This window comes from Undibacterium sp. FT79W (assembly GCF_014284215.1).
Taxonomy (GTDB): Bacteria; Pseudomonadota; Gammaproteobacteria; order Burkholderiales; family Burkholderiaceae_D; genus Undibacterium; species Undibacterium aquatile.
Genome location: NZ_JACOGB010000002.1, coordinates 313,930 through 328,000, shown reverse-complemented (window position 1 = coordinate 328,000; position 14,071 = coordinate 313,930). Strand labels below are relative to the sequence as shown.

Here is a 14,071-nt window from a genome sequence, read left to right as displayed (position 1 = left end):
AATCGAAGCATTACTTGCTTTGTGGAAATGACAGGAGTCGGCAATGGCCGAAGATAGCGATCTCGAAAAAACAGAACCGGCCTCGGAGAAGCGCCTTGAGCAGGCGCGTGAGGAAGGGGATGTTCCGCGTTCGCGTGAGCTGTCAACCTGCACGATTTTACTGGCAGCTGGCGGTGCGCTCTGGGCGATGGGCGGCACTCTGGTTCAGCAATTAAATAAAAATCTGATTACAGGTCTGACTCTGGAACGTGAAGCTGCCTTTGACTTTAATTTGTTGATTGGAAAAATCGGCGTTAATTTACTGGATGTTCTGTTGGCATTTTCCCCCGTCGTATTGGTGCTGTTGCTGGTGGCATTGGGCTCACCGTTGTTGATTGGTGGCTGGTTGTTCAGTGCTAAGGCGCTGCAACCTAATTTCGGGCGCATGAATCCGATTTCCGGCTTGGGAAACATGATTTCTGCTCGTGCCGGTGTTGAATTGTTGAAGGCGATTGTAAAAACAGTGCTTGTCGGTAGCGTTGCCTGGGTTGTCATCATGGGGCAAAAAGAGGCGATTTTTGGTTTGCCTCTGGAAAATCTGCACGCGGGGATCGCACACGTTGGTCACATGATGGCCGTGTGTTTTATGTCTATCGTTGCTGCTTTAGTTGCGATTGCGGCGATAGATGCGCCGTATCAGATGTGGCATTACGCGAACAAATTAAAGATGACGCATCAGGAAGTGGTGCAGGAATCGAAAGAGTCGAATGGTAATCCGCAAATTAAAGCGAAGATTCGCCAGCAACAACGTGAAATGGCGCGTCGCCGGATGATGACTGAAATTCCGACTGCTGACGTTATTGTGACCAACCCGACGCACTTCGCCGTCGCACTGAAATATACCGAGGGTGGTGGCGGCGCACCAAAGGTAGTGGCGAAAGGTGCGGATGAAGTTGCTGCAAAAATCCGTGAGCTTGGTGCCGAACACAATGTTCCTTTGCTAGAAGCGCCACCGCTGGCGCGTGCGCTGTATAAGCACACAGAGTTAGGCGACGAAATTCCGGAAGCTTTATACGCGGCTGTCGCTGAAGTCCTTGCATATGTATTCCAGCTTCGCAGCTACCGCGAACGTGGTGGCATCAGACCGGAAGAACCACGCGAATTAGAAGTTCCCGCAGAGTTGGACCCGAATAATCAAGTAGGAGTAGCAGTATGAATAGCCTGAAATTGCCGTTGTGGATGAACGGGCTCAATGGCAGGGCGCTGGCAGCGCCTATCTTGATTATTCTGATGCTGGCTATGATGGTGTTGCCATTGCCAGCATTTATTCTCGACGTTTTTTTCAGTTTCAATATCGCGATTGCGATCATTGTTTTGCTGACGAGTTTGTACACGGTGAAGCCGCTGGACTTCATGGTGTTCCCAACAGTGCTGCTGGTCAGCACTATGTTGCGTTTATCGCTCAACGTCGCGTCTACCCGCGTGGTGTTGACTGAGGGGCATACAGGCCCGGACGCCGCAGGTAAGGTGATTGAGGCTTTTGGTCATTTTCTGATTGGTGGAAATTACACTGTCGGTATCGTGGTGTTTGTGATTCTGACGATCATTAACTTCACGGTGGTGACAAAAGGTGCAGGTCGTATCGCTGAAGTGGGCGCACGTTTTGCGTTGGATGCGATGCCTGGTAAGCAAATGGCGATTGATGCTGATCTGAATGCTGGTCTGATTGCCGAGCAAGAGGCACGTCGTCGCCGTACCGAAGTCGCGCAGGAAGCTGAATTCTACGGTGCGATGGACGGTGCGTCTAAATATGTCCGTGGTGACGCGGTTGCCGGGATCATGGTGACGGTGATTAATATCGTCGGCGGTCTGATTGTGGGTATGGTGCAGCACGATCTGGACTTTGGTTCAGCACTGAAGAACTACACGTTGCTGGCTATCGGTGACGGTCTGGTTGCGCAGATTCCATCGTTGATTATTTCTACTGCTGCTGGTGTGGTTGTCTCGCGTGTCGCCAGTGAGCAAGATATCAGTGGTCAGTTGATAGGGCAGTTGTTTGCCAAACCACAGGTGATGTTTATCACCGCTGGCATTATCGGTGGCATGGGCATTATTCCAGGTATGCCGCATATTGCTTTCGTCTTGTTAGCAGGATTACTGGCTGGTGCCGGGTATCTGGCGCGTCAGAAAGCGGAACAGGCAGCGGGTATTTCTCCTGCCGAAGCGGCGGCGCAAGCGGAAGCGCAGAATGCGCCGGCACCTGAAGTTGAAGAAGCCACCTGGCAGGATATCTTACCCGTGGATACTTTGGGACTTGAGGTAGGTTATCGCTTGATTCCTTTGGTCGATAAATCACAGGGCGGTGAGTTGCTGCGTCGTATTAAAGGAATACGTAAAAAATTCGCGCAAGAGGTTGGCTTTCTGTCGCCGCCGGTGCATATCCGCGACAATCTTGAACTGAAGCCATCTGCATACCGCATCGCGTTGAAAGGCGTTGAAGTCGGCGCTGGTGAAGCGATGAATGGCCAATATCTGGCGATTAATCCCGGCATGGTTTCCGGGCCTTTACCGGGTGTAGAAACGACTGATCCTGCGTTTGGTTTGCCTGCGATCTGGATCGATGCCAGTGCGCGCGAACAAGCGCAAGCGATGGGTTACACCGTGGTTGATGCCGGTACCGTAATCGCCACCCATCTGAATCATCTGATCACCACCCATGCCGCTGAATTGTTAGGTCGTCAGGAAGTGCAGCAGTTGCTGGATCATCTTGCAAAAGAAATGCCGAAAATGGTTGAGGATCTGGTGCCTAAACTGATTCCTTTGTCGGTACTGCAAAAAGTCTTGCAAAACCTGCTGCTGGAAGGCGTACATATCCGCGATATGCGTACCATTATCGAGACCTTGTCTGAGCAGGCGATGCATACCCAGGATGCCAATGAACTGACCGCACAAGTACGTATTGCGCTTGGTCGTGCGATTGTTCAGCAAATTTTCCCGGCAACAAATGAGCTGACCGTCATGACTCTGGATAGTCGTCTTGAACGTTTGCTGATGCAGGCGATCCATGCCGGTGGTGGCGATGGTGCTGCTCTCGAGCCTGGCTTGGCTGAGGCGCTGACAACACAAACCGAAACTGCGGCCAAACACCAAGAAGAAATGGGCATGACACCAGTCCTGCTGGTGCCTGCGCCGCTGCGTGCTTTGCTGTCTAAATTCTTACGTCGTACATTGCCGCAACTCAAAGTGTTGTCGCATGCCGAATTACCTGAAACAAAAACCATTAGAGTTACCAGCCTTGTTGGAGGGCAATCATGAACGTCAGAAAATTTACTGCTAACACCTCGCGCGAGGCGCTTCGCTTATTAAGGGAAGCATTGGGTGCGGATGCGGTGATTTTGTCCAACCGGAATGTTGACGGTAAGGTCGAGATTATGGCGATGGCCGATGAAGCGATGCAGTCGATCACACCGACTAAGGATGAGCGCCAGATCACCCCCGACCACACCAGAGCGGCGCCATCTCTTCAACATGAAACACGGATATTCACACCGCGCGGCATCGCTGCGGAGCCGCAGGAATATGCTGCAGCTCCGGTTTCTGTTACGGGTGAGTTAAGTGATGTGATGAACGAAATTCGTTCCATGCGCAATATGCTGGAATCGCAACTGGCGGAGTTGTCGTGGGCTAATACGCAAAAACGCGAACCACAGAAGGCGCTGGTGTTGAAAGAGATGCTGGCAACTGGTTTGAGCGCCAGCTTGTCGCGATTCATGGTAGCAAAATTGCCGGAAAATGAAACAGGTGAACAAGGTATTGAATGGATAAAGTCTATTCTGGCACGCAATCTGACGACCATCGATAATGAAAATGAAATTTTAGAAAAGGGCGGTGTGTACGCTCTGGTCGGGCCGACAGGCGTTGGAAAAACGACGACCACTGCAAAACTGGCAGCGCGCTGTGTGATGCGTCACGGTCCGTCGAAGCTGGCGTTGATCACAACCGATGGTTATCGTATCGGCGGCTATGAACAGTTACGAATCTATGGGAAAATTCTTGGTGTGATGGTTCACGCAGTCAAAGATGAGAGTGATTTACGGATTGCTTTGTCCGAGCTCAAGAATAAACATACTGTTTTAATTGATACTGTCGGGGTCAGCCAGCGCGACAAAATGGTGACGGATCAGGTCGCGATGTTGTCTGGTTCTGGCACTGATGTGAAACGCCTGCTGTGTCTGAACGCAACATCGACTGGTGAAACACTGAGTGAAGTCGTGCGTGCTTATCAGGGGACAGGTCTCGCAGGATGTATTCTGACTAAACTCGATGAGGCGGCGACGATAGGCGGTGCGCTGGATATTGTGATCCGCCAAAAGTTAAGTCTGTATTACATTGCGAATGGGCAACGGGTACCGGAAGACTTGCATGTGGCAAACAAGCAGTACCTGATTGATCGCGCCTTTAAGTTGAAACGTGAAACGGCGCCGTTCCGTTACCTGGATGAAGAGCTGCCTTTGCTGATGGCTGGTGTCGGATCTGCTGCAACTGGCGGACAAGCGGCTGCGCGGGAGGTGTCTCTTGGCTAATGTTGATCAGGCAGAGGGACTGCGTCGCATGCTGGCTGGACCAAAGCCGCGTGTATTTACTTTTTTATCAGCGTTGAAAGACAATGAAAAAAGCGAAATGCTGGTGAATCTGGGTGTGTCAGTAGCGCGGCAGGGACAGCAAATTTTGATGGTTGATGCACGTTCGTCTTCCGATAGTGTAGGCGCGTGGTTCAATGCGAGCATAGAGCGCACCTTGTTGGATGTAGCGCAACAACAGCGTACAATGCACGAGGCAGTAAAAATGGTTGCATCTGGCTTGTCAGTATCGATGTTATCGCGTCAGAGGACTGTGTCATCCAGCTTGTCCGCCGAGAATTCGAGACGATTGTCGAGAGTATTTGATCTGGCAGTACATCGTGCCGATATGGTCGTGGTTGATTGTGATATTGATGCGTGCGATGCGTTTCCACTGGCATCTCTGGATGACAGTGAAGTGGTGATTCAGGTTTCTTCAGATCCGTCAGCAATCAAATCTGCGTATGGACTGATTAAGCGTATGAGTGCTCGTCTGGGGCGACGCTCTTTTAGTATTTTGGTGTCCGGTGTATCTGAGAAAGAAGCAATGTTGATTTATACGAATATGGCTCAGGCGTCTCAACGATATCTTGCGGTACCCTTAAATTTCATTGGTTATGTGCCGGATGATGAATTCGTCAGAAGAGCTGCTCATCAGGGGCGGTCAGTGATCGACGCTTTTCCAAAAGCGCGCTCTTCCATGGCTTTTTTTCAACTGGCAGAGCGGCTTGCTGTCAGTGCGCGATCTGCATTGTGTCTGGACAGTGTATCCGGACAACAGGGCATCGCTCTCGGAATCTAATTTGAATATGTACACGGCCAGCGGAAAATCAGATAAAAATTTTCTCCTCAGGGAGCATGCGCCTTTGGTTAAGCGACTGGCTTACCAATTAAAGGCGCGCTTGCCTCCCAGTGTTGAGGTGGATGATCTGGTGCAAGCTGGAATGATTGGTCTGCTTGATGCGATCAGTCGTTACGAAGACACGCATGGTGCGCAATTCGAAACCTATGCGGTTCAGCGGATTCGTGGCGCGATGCTCGATGAGCTACGCAACACCGACTGGTTGCCGCGTGGGGTTCGGCAAAATATGCGGAAAATCGAAAATGCGATGAACCAGATGCAACAAAAACTGGGGCGGCCGCCGACAGAAACAGAAGTGGCCAAGTCGCTTAAGTTATCCCTTGGAGAGTATCAGGGACTTTTGGGAGATAGCGGCGGACATCAGTTGGTGTATTACGAAGATTTCCATGACGCAGAAACAAAAGAGCACTTCCTCGATCATTATTCTTCCGATAGTTCCGGTGATCCTTTGCAGGATCTGTTGAATGACGATTTTCGTGATGCCGTAATCGGTGCGATCGACAGTTTGCCCGAACGCGAAAAATTGTTAATGGGCCTGTATTACGAACAGGAGTTAAATCTGAAAGAAATCGGCGCGGTCATGGGCGTTTCAGAGTCCCGCGTTTCTCAGTTGCATAGCCAGGCGGTTGCACGTATGCGTGCGCATTTAAGGGAGAAAGCGTGGACTGGGCTAGCTTAGTAGGATTTATTCTGGTCGTTGTCGGCATCAGTTCCGGTCAGTTAATGGAGGACGGGCGTCTTTCTTCATTAGTGCAACCAGCGGCATTTGTGATTGTTGCGATTGGTACGCTGGGGGCGGTACTTCTGCAGAGTCGTATGAGTACTTTCCGACGCGGTTTGCGTATGTTGAAATGGGTCATTTCTGAGCCGCAAGACAATAGCCGTAAAAATATTCAGGATGCATTGATCTGGAGTGCGGTTGCCCGGCGCGAGGGATTTTTGAGTCTTGAGCGTTACATGGATGCTTCTGATGACGCCTTTATCAGTAAGGGATTGCGGCTAGTCATTGACGGCGTCGACCCTGCGCGACTGAAAGACATTCTGGACGTTGATATTTCATTGTATGAAATTGAGCAACGTCAGGCCGCCAAAATCTGGGAGGCAGCTGGTGGCTATTCTCCGACCATCGGAATCTTAGGGGCGGTACTGGGGCTGATTCACGTTATGGAAAATCTGACTGACCCTGCGAAACTTGGTGGCGGTATTGCCGTGGCATTCGTGGCGACGATTTATGGTGTTGGGCTGGCTAATTTATTTTTTCTGCCCGTCAGCAATAAGTTAAAAGAAATTATTGGCAGAGAAATTACCCGACGCGAGATGTTGTCCGATATTTTTTATAGCATTGCTGTTGGAGATAGTCCTCGTATCGTGGAAGAGCGGGTTGATAACCACAGTAGTCAGGTTTAAACATGGCAAGAAAAAAATATCACGAAGAGCCAGAAAACCACGAACGATGGATGGTCTCTTACGCTGATTTCATTACCTTGTTGTTTGCTTTTTTTGTTGTTATGTATGCGATCTCTTCGCTGAATGAGGGAAAGTATCGCGTGTTGTCCAGCTCCCTGACTGGCGCATTTAGTAACGACCCTACCTCTCCTGTTGCTGCCGGAGTAACTCCACAGGTGGTGAAGTTAGATCCGCTGCCAATAGTGAAGCGGAAATCAACTGAAAACATACGTAAAGAGCGGGAGGTAATGACAGGGTTAGCAAAAGATGTACTTGCTGCCCTGGAGCCCTTGGTCAAGGAAGGTAAAGTCAGAGTGACGCAAACTGCCAGGGGTGTGACGATAGAAATCAATGCAAGTTTGTTGTTTCCACCTGGCGAAGCTAAGTTAAACGCAGACTCCGTACAGGCACTGACCGCAATTGCTTCTGTATTAAAATTAGACAATCATGCAATTCAGGTCGAAGGACACACGGATAATGTACCAATCAAAAATCCGGTTTTTCCCTCGAATTGGGAGTTATCAGCGGTTCGGGCAAGTACGGTAGCGCGTCTTTTAACGGAAAATGGTGTTGATGATTTCAGGGTGACTGCCGTTGGGCAAGGAGCAAAATTACCGGTGGATTCAAATGATACGCCTGAAGGAAGATCGCGTAATCGCCGGGTGAGTGTCACTATCTTATCGGTATTGCCAGAGCCGGTAGTGGATATTCCTGTTGCGACTCAAGCGCCAATTACTCCCTGACAAAGATCGCAATAAAAAAAGCCCCGAACAATCGGGGCTTTTTTTATGTACTTGCGAACGATCAGCGGACAATAAGTCCTTTGGCGGGAGTTGTTCTGATCGACGACTGCCCATTTGGTCCGTATAAAGAGCCTGTCGTTGTCCCTTGTTGAAACGTGCTGAGTGCAGCCTGATTTTGCGACAGTCTGCGTGTGATCATCAGGCCATTGGTTTTATTGTCTTCTTTAGCTTGTGCTGATAATTCCAGTAAACCATCCCAAAGCAATTGTGCCTCCGGTGTCTGGCGTACAAACTTTAATGTACTTTCTGCATCGTCACCGAAACCCTGCTGTTTAAGATAAGAGTTACGCAGTTTTTCTGCCTCAGACAGTTTTCGAACTAATTCACTTTTTTGTGCAGAAGTCTGAGTCAACAGAGACACATCACCATCTACAAGCGCAGCTTGCTCTTCTTTGAGTAAGTCAGCCAGTGCCGCCATTGCTTCTTTTTCTTCTTTTAAGCAATGCAGAATAGAGTCACTATTTGCGCTTGTATTGGTCATGTTCAGCGTTTTCTGGAGTTAAGTAAATCTTTCACGGTTTCCAGAAGTCCATCAGCAACTTTTTCGGAGTTCACTTGAAAGCGTCCCTCAGAAATGGCTAATTTGATTTCTTCAACCTTTTTTGCCTCGAATACGCCATTACTTGCTTGTGTACTTTGTAAAGCTTGCAATTGCGTAGACAGAGGGGAAATCTGTACGTTAATAGAAGGCGCCGGAGTGGAAACTGCTCTCTCTGGTGCTTTTTCGGTCCGTACGGGCTGCTGGCTTGGTAAGCTTGCAGCTTTATTTAGTGTGTCATCAATTTTCACGGCGATACCCTCGAAAGTGGGAATGGTCTACTTCTACAATCCGGTTATCGGCCAGGTATTTTTAAACTTTAATTTTACGTACAAATATATTCCAATTGTGGTGCTTGTTAATATGTTATTTCAATGACGCCACCCGCTTTGGCAATGCCACTGACAGTTTGCCCGGAACTTGTTTTAGCCTTAGCTACTTGGCCTTCCGCTGCATTATTCAGTGCTTGCGCATCTGTGGCAACCTGAAACCCCGGGCCATTGCTGACAACTCTGACAGATTGCCCTTGTTGCACTACTGCCGGGCTTCGGAGTAATTCCTGGCGTAAAGGTGTGCCGGACGAAATGGAGCTTTGCAAGGATTTGCCGATGACCTGTTCAGGATTGGTAACAATGCCAGCAGGTAAATTTGATATGTCGCCTTTAATTTTACTCATGTCGTCAACTGTGATGAGCTGTCCCTGACTCAGGGTACGGGATGCGACGTAATATTCAGAAGTGATTTGTACGTTTGCCTGCAAGTAAATAACCCAGTTAACAGGTGCTGTGCAACGTACCCCGACCGTGATCTTGCCCCAGGCTTTACTTCCGTTAGGCAGAAATGCTGTAGGAGACTGGCACGCTGCCAGATTCAGCCGTTTATCGACTTGTCCCATCGTAACCGTACTCTCACCCGGTTGAGTTCTTGCCTGCTGATTTAAAAAGTCGGTTGCCAGTTTTCTGATGATTTCGTGATCTTGCATAGCAGCCGTGGTTTGCGCCTGCGCCTGATTAAGGGCCGACGTCAGCACTAACAAAAAAATAATTGATCTGAAAAGTTGTTTCATAGCCGGGCGGATGCAGATAACTTTTAACGTGTTGCCATTGTAGATGTCAGGATCGGTTTGCTAAGGCTTGAATAGAAGAGGTTTTTCGCCTTTACTCAATGAATTGAATTGTCTTTGCGGGATATAAGATGCCAATAATGGAAAACCGTTATATGGCTGGCAGAAGGCTGGCTCTGGACTGGCGAGGGGCTTCGGATGACTAAATTAGATGATTTCATGCGTTTTCACGAAACAGCTTTATCTGTTCGTGGTCAGCGGCAGCAATTGCTTGCTTCTAACATCGCCAATGCGGATACGCCGAATTACAAAGCCAGAGATATTGATTTCACATCGGTTTTGAATAACGCACTGCATCTCGATTCTAAGCAGGCGACGGCAAGTCTGAATAAAACGGATGCGCAGCATTTGGGCAGCGCATCAACCGTGGCGGGGGCTGAGCCGATGTATCGCACGGTTTCACAAGGCAATATCGATGGCAATACTGTAGATATGGATGTTGAGCGCAATCAGTTTGCCGAAAACTCACTTCGATATGAGGCGAGTCTGACGATTATTAATATGCAAATTCGTAACATGCTTGCAGCAATTCAGGGGTAATTATCATGTCGCTTTTTAATGTTTTTAATGTGGCTGGTTCCGCCATGAGTGCTCAGGCTCAGCGTCTGAATGTGGTGTCCAGTAATCTGGCCAACGCTGACAGCGTGACCAGTTCTGATGGCAAGCCATATAAGGCTAAGCAGGTTGTATTTAGTGCGGTGCCGGTTGCTGGCTCACCTTCTACCGGAGTGAAAGTAACGGAAGTGGTTGAGGATGCGACACCAGCAAAAATGAAGTATGACCCTAGACATCCGCTCGCAGATGATAAGGGCTACGTGGCAATGCCAAACGTCAACGTGGTGGAAGAGATGGTGAATATGATTTCGGCATCTCGCTCATATCAGACCAACGTTGAAACGATGAATGCGGCGAAAACAATGTTGCTGAAAACGCTGACTTTGGGTCAGTGACCTTCATAAAAAGGAAATGTAATGACAACGATACAAAGCAATACAGTTGATCAGAGCTTGCTCAATACCATGAATGGTACGACCAGCAGCACATCAGCCGCAAAAACTTCAGAGAGCACGTTTCTGAACCTGTTGGTCACGCAAATGAAGAATCAGGATCCGTTGAATCCTATGGACAATGCCCAGGTAACAAGTCAGATGGCGCAATTGTCGACGGTGTCCGGAATTGAGAAGTTGAATGCATCGTTCGCGGCACTCAGCAGCAATATGCAGGCAAGCCAGAATTTGCAGGCGGCAAACATGATTGGTCATGGTGTGATGACCGCAGGGAACTCCTTGCCACTCTCCAGCGCGAAGGGGATCTACGCTGTGGATTTGCCGCAGGGTGCTGATAAGGTCGAAGTGGTGATTAAAGACGCCGCCGGCGCAACGGTGCGCAAGCTGAGTCTCGGTGCTTTGCCCGCGGGTGTGAACGATCTGACCTGGGATGGAAAAAATGATTCTGGGGCAGCGGTCGCCGATGGTACTTATACGTTTGATGTTGCCGCGAGCTCAGGCGAAAAAGCATTGGATGTGACTAAATTATGTTTCGGTATGGTGAATAGTGTGAGTTCGGGGTCGCAAGGTGTGAAGCTGACAGTTTCTGGTGTCGGTGAAATTTCAATGGCAGATGTGAAGCAAATTTTCTGAGATTGCTGATTACTCAGGTAATCGCAGTATTTAAAGTTAGGGAGAAAAATCATGGGTTTTCAGCAAGGTCTTAGTGGATTAAACGCGGCATCGAAATCACTGGACGTGATCGGTAACAATATTTCGAATGCAAATACAGTCGGTTTTAAGCAGGCGCAAGTGCAGTTCGCCGATGTTTATGCGAACTCATTGAGTGGCGCTTCTGCGAATGCAGTTGGTATCGGTGTGCGGGTGTCGACGATAGCTCAGCAATTTACCCAAGGGAATATCAGCTCGACCAATAACCCGCTCGATACAGCGATTAACGGTAACGGCTTTTTCCGCATGATTAAAAACGGTGCTGTCACCTATACTCGTAATGGTCAGTTTCAACTGGATAAAAACGGTGGTCTGGTCAATGCACAAGGACAGCAACTGACCGGTTATATTGCGAATGCGGCGGGTGTGCTTTCAACCGGGTCAGCGTCGCCAATTACGATTAATACTGCGGATATCGCGCCGGCGCAAACAGCAAAGGTCAGTGGCGTGATGAATCTGGATTCGCGTGAATACGTGCCAGGGACGCAAAAGCCAGTGACGATTCCACCTGTCATTACGCCGATCGCCTTTTCTCCGACTGATCCTACGTCCTACAATAAATCGACATCGGTAACGGTGTTCGATAGTCTGGGCAATTCTCACGTTTTACAAACTTACTATGTGCGCGTTGATCCGGTTGCTACGCCACCGGCAACGGCCGGCACCATAGAATGGAATGTCTTTGCGACAGTTGATGGTAATCCTTTCGATGCGGCGGGTGCTTTGACGCCGGCAGCGACGACGCCAACACCGATTGGTAAGCTGGCGTTTGACAATATGGGTAAGTTGACTGGTGCGATTCCTGCGTATGCAGCAACTGATCCGCGTGCATTGCAGATGATTGTGCCTGTGGCTTCAGGTGCTGTGACACCGATTAATACGACAGCAAACATCAAATTTGATTACACGAATTCAACGCAGTTCGGCTCGGATTTCAGCGTCAGCAGCATGAAGCAGGATGGCTTTACATCTGGCAAATTATCCAAGTTCAATACTGCTAAAGACGGCACGATTGTCGGCAGTTACACCAATGGTCAGACGAAGGTGTTGGGGCAGGTCGTGCTTGCTTCATTTACCAATTCTAACGGTTTGCAATCGCTGGGTGATAACCAGTGGGCAGAGACTTCTGAATCTGGTCAGCCTCTGGTCGGTCCTCCAAATTCAGGTGGTCTCGGTGCGTTAACGGCGTCGGCAACGGAAGACTCGAATACTGATCTTACCGGTGAACTGGTCAATATGATCACGGCGCAACGTGTTTATCAGGCAAATTCACAAACCATTAAAACACAGGATCAGATTTTGCAAACAATCGTGAATCTGCGTTAATCATCTGAATAAAAATGGATATTGAATTGAGTACGTGCTTATCGGGAGGTGGTCATGGATAGGTTGATTTATACAGCGATGACGGGTGCCAAGCATATCCTTGAGCAGCAGGCAACGAACGCGCATAACCTCGCCAATGCAACGACGACAGGGTTTCGTGCTCAATTAGATTCCTTCAGGGCAGTGCCGGTGCAGGGGGCGGAGCTGCCAACCCGCGCGTTTGTTGTTGACGCGACGGTAGGTACGGATTTCTCTGCGGGTAGTTTGCAATTGACTGGGCGTGAACTGGACGTTGCGGTTCAGGGCAAAGGTTGGCTGGCGGTAGAAAAGCCTGACGGTTCTGAGGGCTACACCCGCAGTGGCAGCCTGAAATTAAGTGAAAACGGGGTTTTGCAAACGCAGAATGGTTTAAATCTGATTGGCGACGGCGGTCCGATTACGATTCCGCCGGACGTGTCGATTGCAATTGCAAAGGACGGTACCGTTTCAACTGTGCCAGTCGGCTCCAATCCAAATGCGGTGCAAGTGATCGGTCGCTTAAAACTGGTAAATCCGCCAGAAGAAAATCTTGTACGCGGTGATGATGGATTATTTAAAACGAAAGACGGCACCGTTGCCGATGCAGACGCTGCGGTCGGTGTAGCTGGCGGTATGCTGGAAAACAGTAATGTCAGCGTGGTGGAATCGATGGTGACCATGATTAACCTTGGTCGGCAATTTGAAATGCAAATGCGTCTTTTGCAGAATGCGGAGAATAACGCGACAAAAGCCAGTCAGATCCTCAGTTTGGGTTAGTCGTTTTAGGCGCAGAATAACCGGTAGCAAATTAAGCTGTTCATTACGCCGCAGGGCGTACAGGAGAAATAAATGATACGTTCACTCTGGATCGCCAAGACTGGCCTGGATTCACAGCAAACACAAATGGATGTGATTACCAATAATCTGGCGAACGTCAGCACTACCGGATTTAAGCGTTCACGTGCAGTTTTCGAAGACTTGTTATATCAGACTATACGTCAGCCTGGTGCGCAAAGTTCGCAGCAAACACAACTGCCTTCGGGGCTGCAGTTAGGCACTGGTGTACGTACAGTTGCAACCGAGAAAATTTTCACACAAGGCAATCTGCAACAAACCGGCAATGCGAAAGATGTGGCGATTCAAGGTCAGGGTTTTTTTCAGGTGTTGATGCCTGATGGCTCGACTGCTTACACCCGTGATGGCTCTTTTCAGATGGATAGTCAGGGGCAATTAGTCACATCAAGTGGCTTTGTGATTCAGCCTGCAATCACGATTCCTGCCAATGCGCAGTCGATTACTGTGGGACGCGATGGCACTGTTTCTGTCACGCAGCCAGGCTCCAGCGCGCCGGTGCAAGTTGGTTCCATTCAGCTCGCGACGTTTATTAACCCGACAGGTTTGTTGGCTCTGGGCGAAAACTTGTACTCAGAGACGGCCGCGTCAGGCAATCCCGGAACTAATACACCAGGCACAAACGGCGCAGGGTTACTGATGCAAAATTTTGTCGAGACCTCGAACGTGAATGTTGCTGAAGAATTGGTCAACATGATACAGACGCAGCGTGCATACGAAATTAACAGTAAGGCGATTACGACCTCTGATCAGATGTTGCAAAAATTAACGCAACTCTGATTCTGGT

The 14,071-nt window shown here is 49.3% G+C and carries 16 protein-coding genes; 13 read left to right on the top strand and 3 right to left on the bottom strand.

Going from position 1 to position 14,071, the window contains the following annotated elements; all coding sequences use genetic code 11:
* Nucleotides 1–43 precede the first annotated feature (43 nt).
* Genes flhB through motD form a run of 7 tightly spaced genes read left to right on the top strand, consistent with a single transcriptional unit; the run spans nt 44 to nt 7,649 of the window.
* On the top strand, nt 44–1,195 hold the full coding sequence (gene flhB / locus H8K38_RS04650) for a flagellar biosynthesis protein FlhB (RefSeq protein WP_186883635.1): 1,152 nt from the start codon (nt 44–46) through the stop codon (nt 1,193–1,195).
* Nucleotides 1,192–3,294, top strand: coding sequence for a flagellar biosynthesis protein FlhA (gene flhA, locus H8K38_RS04645; protein ID WP_186883634.1), 2,103 nt, complete (start codon nt 1,192–1,194; stop codon nt 3,292–3,294). Before flhB ends, flhA begins: the two co-directional genes overlap by 4 nt.
* Nucleotides 3,291–4,562, top strand: a complete 1,272-nt coding sequence (flhF, locus tag H8K38_RS04640; RefSeq protein ID WP_186883633.1) for a flagellar biosynthesis protein FlhF — start codon at nt 3,291–3,293, stop codon at nt 4,560–4,562. Before flhA ends, flhF begins: the two co-directional genes overlap by 4 nt.
* On the top strand, nt 4,555–5,400 hold the full coding sequence (locus tag H8K38_RS04635) for an antiactivator of flagellar biosynthesis FleN protein (RefSeq protein ID WP_255422819.1): 846 nt from the start codon (nt 4,555–4,557) through the stop codon (nt 5,398–5,400). The genes flhF and H8K38_RS04635 overlap by 8 nt, the downstream gene beginning before the upstream one ends.
* A gap of 7 nt (nt 5,401–5,407) precedes the next feature.
* On the top strand, nt 5,408–6,139 hold the full coding sequence (locus H8K38_RS04630) for an RNA polymerase sigma factor FliA (RefSeq protein WP_186883781.1): 732 nt from the start codon (nt 5,408–5,410) through the stop codon (nt 6,137–6,139).
* Nucleotides 6,121–6,867 (top strand): flagellar motor protein, encoded by a 747-nt coding sequence (locus H8K38_RS04625; protein WP_186883632.1) that lies wholly within the window; start codon nt 6,121–6,123, stop codon nt 6,865–6,867. Before H8K38_RS04630 ends, H8K38_RS04625 begins: the two co-directional genes overlap by 19 nt.
* Nucleotides 6,868–6,869: 2 nt before the next feature.
* Nucleotides 6,870–7,649: a flagellar motor protein MotD gene (gene motD / locus H8K38_RS04620; RefSeq protein WP_186883631.1), complete on the top strand. Its 780-nt coding sequence runs from the start codon at nt 6,870–6,872 to the stop codon at nt 7,647–7,649.
* A 61-nt stretch (nt 7,650–7,710) separates the two neighbouring features.
* Here motD and H8K38_RS04615 read toward each other — a convergent pair whose 3' ends face one another.
* The 3 genes from H8K38_RS04615 to flgA all read right to left on the bottom strand — a co-directional run bounded on the left by H8K38_RS04615 (nt 7,711) and on the right by flgA (nt 9,313).
* Entirely contained in the window at nt 7,711–8,190 is a 480-nt protein-coding gene (locus H8K38_RS04615) for a flagella synthesis protein FlgN (RefSeq protein WP_186883630.1), read from the bottom strand.
* A gap of 2 nt (nt 8,191–8,192) precedes the next feature.
* Nucleotides 8,193–8,498: a flagellar biosynthesis anti-sigma factor FlgM gene (gene flgM / locus H8K38_RS04610; RefSeq protein ID WP_186883629.1), complete on the bottom strand. Its 306-nt coding sequence runs from the start codon at nt 8,496–8,498 to the stop codon at nt 8,193–8,195.
* Between the two features lie 107 nt (nt 8,499–8,605).
* The gene (gene flgA / locus H8K38_RS04605; RefSeq protein ID WP_186883628.1) at nt 8,606–9,313 is read right to left on the bottom strand and encodes a flagellar basal body P-ring formation chaperone FlgA; all 708 of its coding nucleotides are present in this window, start codon (nt 9,311–9,313) and stop codon (nt 8,606–8,608) included.
* A 195-nt stretch (nt 9,314–9,508) separates the two neighbouring features.
* Here flgA and flgB point away from each other — a divergent pair, with 195 nt between their 5' ends.
* The 6 genes from flgB to flgG all read left to right on the top strand — a co-directional run bounded on the left by flgB (nt 9,509) and on the right by flgG (nt 14,064).
* Nucleotides 9,509–9,910 (top strand): flagellar basal body rod protein FlgB, encoded by a 402-nt coding sequence (gene flgB, locus H8K38_RS04600; RefSeq protein WP_186883627.1) that lies wholly within the window; start codon nt 9,509–9,511, stop codon nt 9,908–9,910.
* Between the two features lie 5 nt (nt 9,911–9,915).
* Entirely contained in the window at nt 9,916–10,320 is a 405-nt protein-coding gene (flgC, locus tag H8K38_RS04595; protein WP_186883626.1) for a flagellar basal body rod protein FlgC, read from the top strand.
* Between the two features lie 21 nt (nt 10,321–10,341).
* Nucleotides 10,342–11,010, top strand: coding sequence for a flagellar hook assembly protein FlgD (locus H8K38_RS04590; protein WP_186883625.1), 669 nt, complete (start codon nt 10,342–10,344; stop codon nt 11,008–11,010).
* A 51-nt stretch (nt 11,011–11,061) separates the two neighbouring features.
* Entirely contained in the window at nt 11,062–12,414 is a 1,353-nt protein-coding gene (gene flgE, locus H8K38_RS04585) for a flagellar hook protein FlgE (RefSeq protein WP_186883624.1), read from the top strand.
* A 54-nt stretch (nt 12,415–12,468) separates the two neighbouring features.
* Entirely contained in the window at nt 12,469–13,209 is a 741-nt protein-coding gene (gene flgF / locus H8K38_RS04580; RefSeq protein ID WP_186883623.1) for a flagellar basal-body rod protein FlgF, read from the top strand.
* Between the two features lie 72 nt (nt 13,210–13,281).
* Nucleotides 13,282–14,064: a flagellar basal-body rod protein FlgG gene (flgG, locus tag H8K38_RS04575; RefSeq protein ID WP_186883622.1), complete on the top strand. Its 783-nt coding sequence runs from the start codon at nt 13,282–13,284 to the stop codon at nt 14,062–14,064.
* The last annotated feature ends 7 nt before the right edge of the window (nt 14,065–14,071 follow it).

Excerpts from the sequence above, each read along its gene's own strand:
- flhB (WP_186883635.1), top strand. The coding sequence starts at position 44 with ATGGCCGAAGATAGCGATCTCGAAAAAACAGAACCGGCCTCGGAGAAG.
- flhA (WP_186883634.1), top strand. The coding sequence starts at position 1,192 with ATGAATAGCCTGAAATTGCCGTTGTGGATGAACGGGCTCAATGGCAGG.
- flhF (WP_186883633.1), top strand. The coding sequence starts at position 3,291 with ATGAACGTCAGAAAATTTACTGCTAACACCTCGCGCGAGGCGCTTCGC.
- H8K38_RS04630 (WP_186883781.1), top strand. The coding sequence starts at position 5,408 with ATGTACACGGCCAGCGGAAAATCAGATAAAAATTTTCTCCTCAGGGAG.
- motD (WP_186883631.1), top strand. The coding sequence starts at position 6,870 with ATGGCAAGAAAAAAATATCACGAAGAGCCAGAAAACCACGAACGATGG.
- H8K38_RS04615 (WP_186883630.1), bottom strand. The coding sequence starts at position 8,190 with ATGACCAATACAAGCGCAAATAGTGACTCTATTCTGCATTGCTTAAAA.
- flgA (WP_186883628.1), bottom strand. The coding sequence starts at position 9,313 with ATGAAACAACTTTTCAGATCAATTATTTTTTTGTTAGTGCTGACGTCG.
- flgB (WP_186883627.1), top strand. The coding sequence starts at position 9,509 with ATGACTAAATTAGATGATTTCATGCGTTTTCACGAAACAGCTTTATCT.
- flgC (WP_186883626.1), top strand. The coding sequence starts at position 9,916 with ATGTCGCTTTTTAATGTTTTTAATGTGGCTGGTTCCGCCATGAGTGCT.
- H8K38_RS04590 (WP_186883625.1), top strand. The coding sequence starts at position 10,342 with ATGACAACGATACAAAGCAATACAGTTGATCAGAGCTTGCTCAATACC.
- flgE (WP_186883624.1), top strand. The coding sequence starts at position 11,062 with ATGGGTTTTCAGCAAGGTCTTAGTGGATTAAACGCGGCATCGAAATCA.
- flgF (WP_186883623.1), top strand. The coding sequence starts at position 12,469 with ATGGATAGGTTGATTTATACAGCGATGACGGGTGCCAAGCATATCCTT.
- flgG (WP_186883622.1), top strand. The coding sequence starts at position 13,282 with ATGATACGTTCACTCTGGATCGCCAAGACTGGCCTGGATTCACAGCAA.